We start from the raw sequence: 5,862 nt of genomic DNA, 5'->3' as shown, positions 1-5,862 counted from the left end.
CCCGACGTCGAGACCTCCATTTCGGCGATGACCGCGCTGGTCGAGTCCGGCTGCGATGTGATCGAGGTCGGCATCGCCTACTCCGATCCCGGCATGGACGGTCCGACGATCGCGGCCGCCACCGAGGTGGCGTTGCGCGGGGGTGTACGCGTTCATGACGCGTTACGGGCCGTCGAGGCGATCAGCAACGCCGGCGGACGTGCGGTTGTCATGACCTACTGGAACCCGGTGCTGCGCAAGGGGGTCGACACCTTCGCCCGCGATCTGGCCTCGGCGGGCGGGCTTGGCATGATCACCCCGGATCTGATCCCCGATGAGGCCGACGAGTGGCTGGCCGCATCCGATGAGCACGACCTGGACCGCATTTTCCTGGTGGCGCCCTCGTCGACGCACGAACGTCTGGCCGAGACCGTGCAGGCCACCCGCGGGTTCGTCTACGCGGCCTCGACGATGGGTGTGACCGGGGCACGTGACGCCGTCTCGAACATGGCACCCGAGCTGGTTCGCAGGGTCAAAGAAGTGTCCGACATCCCGGTGGGGGTCGGTCTGGGTGTGCGGTCCCGCGAGCAGGCGGCCGAGATCGGGGCCTACGCCGACGGAGTCATCGTCGGGTCGGCATTGGTGTCCGCGCTCAAGGTGGGCATTCCGGAGATGCGGGCTCTGACCGTGGAGCTCGCCGAGGGCGTGCGGCAGAGGATCCCTGCGTGACGACGACGGTTCTCGCGTACATCCCGAGTCCCGCCCAAGGTGTCTGGCAGCTCGGACCGTTGCCGATCCGCGCTTACGCCCTGTTCATCATCACCGGCATCATCGCCGCCTTGCTGATCGGTGACCGGCGGTGGATCGCCCGGGGCGGGGAACCAGGCGTCATCTACGACGTCGTCCTGTGGGCCGTTCCGTTCGGGCTGGTCGGTGGGCGGCTCTACCACGTCATGACCGACTGGCGGAAGTACTTCGGCGAGGACGGCGCCGGCTTCATCGGCGCGCTGCGCATCTGGGACGGCGGGCTCGGTATCTGGGGCGCGGTCGCGCTGGGAGGCATCGGTGCGTGGATCGCGTGCCGGCGCCGCGGTATCCCGTTGCCGGCGTTCGGTGACGCCATCGCGCCGGGAATCATTCTCGCGCAGGCCATCGGGCGGCTCGGCAACTATTTCAACCAGGAGCTCTACGGCCGTGAGACCACGGTGCCGTGGGGGCTGGAGATCTATGAGCGGCGCAACGCCGCCGGTGCGCTGGACAACCTGAACGGGGTGTCGACAGGGCAGCTGCAGGCGATCGTCCACCCGACATTTCTCTACGAGCTGCTCTGGAATCTGCTGGTCTTCGCCGCGCTGATCTACATCGATCGCCGGTGGCGGATCGGGCACGGGCGACTGTTCGCGATGTACGTCGCCGGGTACTGCCTGGGCAGGTTCTGGATCGAGCTGATGCGCAGCGACGAAGCCCAACTGCTGGCCGGCATTCGGATCAACTCGTTCACCGCGACGTTCGTGTTCATCGGTGCCGTCGTCTACATCATGGCCGCACCGAAGGGGCGGGAGGCCCCGGAGACTCTGCGTGGCGCGGCAGCCGGGGAGCCCGCCGTCGAAGAGGCCGTCAAGCAGGTGGCCGTGGCCTCCGGCGCGGGCGTTGTCGCCGCAGCCAAGGCGGTCGAGACGGAGTCCCCGCCGCCACCAGCGGAAGCCGGCACAGCCGAGCCGGAACCTGAGTCGGGTCCCGAGCCCGCGGTCGTCGGCGACGAGGCGGGGGAGCCGGCCGAACAGGATCCGGACGCCGAACTCGCCGCTCAGCTCGAGCAGGCCGCCGAGGCGATGGCTGCCGAGGCTGCGGTGCGGCTTGGTGCGCCGCAGCCGGAGGAGCTGGCTGCTGGGGCCCAGCAGGCTCCGGACGTCCGCGGGTCCGTCGCCGAAGCGGCTGAGGAGTCTGAGGCTGCCAAGCCCGCTCGTCGGATACCGCCGTTCGACGCGGAGGCCGACGCGGAACTGGCCGAGCAACTCGAGCTGGCGGCAGATGCGATGGCAGGGCACTGGGAGGGGACCACCCCCGTCGAGGCGCCCGAGGCGGGCGACACCGAATCCGAGCCTGAGGCTGGGTTGGGGTCGGTGGACGGTGGTGAGGTGGCGGCGGCTGCTGAGGATGCCCCGGTTGTTCATGATGAGGCTGTTGCCGGTGAGGTTGAGGCCGGTGAGTTGGCTGAGCAGGTTGAGGGGGAGTCCGGCAGCGCCGCCGGTGAGGATGCTGAAGCCGGTGAGTCCGAGCCTGAGGCTGGGTTGGGGTCGGTGGACGGTGGTGAGGTGGCTGCGGCTGCTGAGGATGCCCCGGTTGTTCATGACGAGGCTGTTGCTGGTGAGGTCGAGGCCGGTGAGCTCGCTGAGCAGGTCGCGGAGGAGCCCGACCGCACGGCAGGCGATGACTCCGACGCCAAAAATGAGCAGACGTCCCGAGATACGGAAAAGCATTCCCCGAAAGACGATTCCGAGCCCGGTGGCAGAGTTCGCCAGTGGCTCAGGCGGCGCCGCAACCGCTGAACGGTAACCCATAGCGGGCCCAATCCGACGGCTGAACTTGTCGGACCCTTCTGGCAGTATCGAACACATGTTCGGCACTGATGGGGCGGTGGGGTGTATCGAGGAGATGGCTTCGTCGGTGCGTGCGGAGTCGGCGGCGATCGCGGCGCGGTTGGGTGCGGTGTCGCGGTTGTATGCCCAGCGGTGTCGTGACTACGAGGAGGCCCAGTTCTGGGCCACCGATGTGTTCGAGGCGGTTGCCGCCGAGGTGTCGGCTGCGCAGAACATCAGCCGCTCGCGGGCGGGTTCGCAGGTGCGGATGGCGGTGTCGTTGTTCGAGCGCCTGCCCCGGGTGGCGCAGGTGTTCGCCGCCGGGGACATCGATTACCGGGTGTTGCGTCTGGTGATCGCGCGGACCGACAACGTCGAAGACGAGATCGTCGGGGAGCTGGATGCGGCGCTGGCGGCCCGGATCGGGCGGTGGAACCGGCTCTCGGAGACCAAGCTGCGTGACCGGCTGGACCGCTGGGTCGCCAGTTTCGATCCGGCCGGACAACGCGTGCCGCCGGCGGTGGCCGAGAACCGCTACGTCGATGTCGATGCCCACCCCACCGCCGCGGGGATGGCGCTACTCGGTGGGGCGCTCGGGGCGCTCGACGCCGCGGCCTTCGAGGCGCGGCTCACCGCGATCGCGGCCACCGTGTGCCCCGACGATCCGCGCACCACCGCCCAACGCCGCGCCGATGCCTGCGGGGCGATGGGCCGCTGGGAGGCCTCGCTGGCCTGCCAGTGTCCCGATCCGGACTGCCCGGCCCGTGCGGTCAGTGACAGCGCGGCCCAGATCGTGGTCCATCTGCTGGCCGAACAGGGCACCGTCGAGGGAACCGGCGCGAGTCCGGGCTATCTGCCCGGCTTCGGGGTGCTGCCCGCCGAGCCGGTGCGCCAGGCCGCCGCGACGGCCAGGCTCACCCCGGTGCGGCTGCCCGGCGCGGCACCGGAGCCGGGCTACCGCCCCTCGGCCGGGTTGGCCGATTTCCTGCGCTGGCGGGATCTGACCTGTCGCTGGCCGGGCTGCGACGCCCCGGTCGCCGACTGCGATATCGACCACACCGTGCCCTGGCCGGCCGGGGCCACCCACGCCTCGAGCCTCAAGCACTACTGCCGCACCCACCATCTGATCAAAACCTTCTACACCGGGCCGCGCGGCTGGACCGATCAGCAACGCCCCGACGGCACCATCGTGTTCACCGCGCCCACCGGCCACACCTACACCTCCGAGGCGCACGGCGCAGCGCTGTTCGCGGCCCTGGCCACCCCCACCGCCCCGCTGACACCGCCCGTGGCCGCCGATCAGCCACCACACCGCAGCGCGATGATGCCCCGCCGCACCACCACCCGCGAACACGACCGCCGCGCCCGCATCAACCGCGAACGCCGCGCGCGCCTGGAACTCAACGCCCAAGCCGAACGCGACCACCAAGCCTGGCTCGCAGCAACCTACGAACCGCCACCCTTCTGAGTGTGGCTCGGCTCTGGCATCCTTGTGGCATGACCGAGCCCCATTTCACCGGCAATGAGGGGAACTCGTACCCGCCTCCGCCGCCGCAGTCCGGCTATCCGCAGCCGTCGCAATCCGGCTATCCGCCCCCGCCGTGGGGCTATCCGCCGCCGGCGGGTCCTTACCCGCCGGGTTACACGGATCCGACGGCGCCCTACGGCCGCCATCCGGTGACCGGTGAACCGTTCTCGGAGAAATCCAAGGTGGTCGCGGGGCTGCTCCAGCTCATCGGGCTCTTCGGCCTCGTCGGCATCGGCCGCATCTACCTCGGTGACACGAAGCTGGGCGTCATCCAGCTCATCGTCGGCCTCATCACCTGCGGCCTCGGCGCCGTCATCTGGGGGATCATCGACGCCGTCCTGATCCTCACCGACAAGGTGCGCGACCCCTACGGACGCCCGCTGCGCGATGGCACCTAGCCTGCCCACCTGCACCGCCAAGCGTTCCCTAGCCGTAGCCGGCACGGGGGCGGCATCGGTGGGCGCGCTGGCCTACGTCGGCCTCGGTAATCCGCACAGCCCGGGATTCGTTTTTCCGCCGTGCCCGTTCCTGACGATGACCGGGTGCCTCTGTCCGGCCTGCGGTGGGCTGCGCATGACGCACGACCTGCTGCACGGCGATCTGGCCGCGGCATTCGTCGACAATCCGTTCGTTCTCATCGGACTTCCGCTGCTGTTAGCGTGGATGCTGCTGCGCCGGTTCCAAGGGAAACCCACCGCGAACACCCCGGTGTTCGTGGTCGTGATCACCGCTGCGGTGGTGTGGACCGTAGCCCGCAATCTGCCTGGATTCCCGCTGGTCCCGACCATTCTCGACGGGTGAGCAGCCCCGCCCGCTGATACACTCGACCGACGGGCCGGCGCAGTCCCTGATCTTGATCTCAGGACCGCGGAGGTGCGCCTTTCATGCTGTTTTCGGCACTGCCCGAACCCCAAGGCTTGTACGACCCGGAGAACGAAGCGGACTCCTGCGGTGTCGCCATGGTCACCGACATCCAGGGCCGACGCTCGCACTCGATCGTCGCCGACGGGCTGACGGCACTCGAGCACCTCGAGCATCGAGGGGCCGCAGGCGCCGAACCCAACAGCGGTGACGGCGCTGGGATCCTCATCCAACTGCCGGTGGAGCTGCTCGCCGACGTCGTCGACTTTCCGCTGCCCGCGCCCTCCGAAGACGGCGCCAACACCTTCGCCGCGGGCATCTGCTTCCTGCCGCAGGACCCCGCCGAGCGGGCGGCCGTCTGCGAGACCGTCGAAGCAATCGCCGCCAAGGAAGGTCTCGACATCCTGGGCTGGCGCGAGGTGCCGGTCGACGCCGACGGTGCCGAGGTCGGCGAGACGGCGCTGGGCTGCATGCCCTACATGTCACAGCTGTTCGTGGCCGCACCGGAATACAACGGAACCCGGCCCAGTGGGATAGATCTCGACCGCCGCGTGTATCCGCTGCGCAAGCGTGCCGAGCATAGCGGCGCCTACTTCCCGTCGCTGTCCAGCCGGACCATGGTCTACAAAGGCATGCTCACCACAATGCAGCTGCCGCAATACTTTCCGGACCTTCGCGACGAACGCTGCAAGAGCGCCATCGCCATCGTGCACAGCAGGTTCTCCACCAACACCTTTCCGTCCTGGCCGCTGGCGCACCCGTTCCGGTTCGTCGCTCACAACGGAGAGATCAACACCGTGCGCGGCAACCGCAACCGCATGCGGGCCCGCGAGGCCATGTTGGCCAGTGCCAAGATCCCGGGCGACCTCAGCAGGCTCTCGCCGATCTGCACGGCGGGGGCCTCCGACTCGGCGT

5 protein-coding genes and 1 pseudogene are annotated in these 5,862 nt (G+C 69.2%); all 6 read left to right on the top strand.

The genetic code is table 11. The features are described from left to right. Positions 1–708: tryptophan synthase subunit alpha (gene trpA / locus ACN27A_RS34535; RefSeq protein ID WP_421459244.1), on the top strand; the 708-nt coding region annotated here is incomplete at its 5' end. Continuing rightward, positions 705–2,528 carry a prolipoprotein diacylglyceryl transferase gene (lgt, locus tag ACN27A_RS34530; RefSeq protein WP_421459242.1) on the top strand — a complete coding sequence of 608 codons (1,824 nt, stop codon included), beginning with the start codon at positions 705–707 and terminating at the stop codon, positions 2,526–2,528. The genes trpA and lgt, both read left to right, overlap by 4 nt. Positions 2,529–2,595: 67 nt before the next feature. Continuing rightward, a complete protein-coding gene (locus tag ACN27A_RS34525; RefSeq protein WP_421459240.1) occupies positions 2,596–4,026 on the top strand; it encodes an HNH endonuclease signature motif containing protein in 1,431 nt (476 codons plus the stop codon). Between the two features lie 29 nt (positions 4,027–4,055). Continuing rightward, a complete protein-coding gene (locus tag ACN27A_RS34520; protein WP_421459237.1) occupies positions 4,056–4,484 on the top strand; it encodes a TM2 domain-containing protein in 429 nt (142 codons plus the stop codon). 58 nt (positions 4,485–4,542) lie between these two features. Next, positions 4,543–4,887, top strand: coding sequence for a DUF2752 domain-containing protein (locus tag ACN27A_RS34515; RefSeq protein WP_421459235.1), 345 nt, complete (start codon positions 4,543–4,545; stop codon positions 4,885–4,887). A gap of 83 nt (positions 4,888–4,970) precedes the next feature. After that, a pseudogene (locus ACN27A_RS34510) lies at positions 4,971–5,862 on the top strand (glutamate synthase subunit alpha); the annotation flags it as partial.

The sequence above is a fragment of the Micromonospora sp. WMMD737 genome, assembly GCF_049179055.1.
Taxonomy (GTDB): Bacteria; Actinomycetota; Actinomycetes; order Mycobacteriales; family Micromonosporaceae; genus Micromonospora; species Micromonospora reichwaldensis.
Note: the sequence above shows the minus strand (reverse complement) of the source record. Positions and strands in the feature narration are given on the sequence as shown.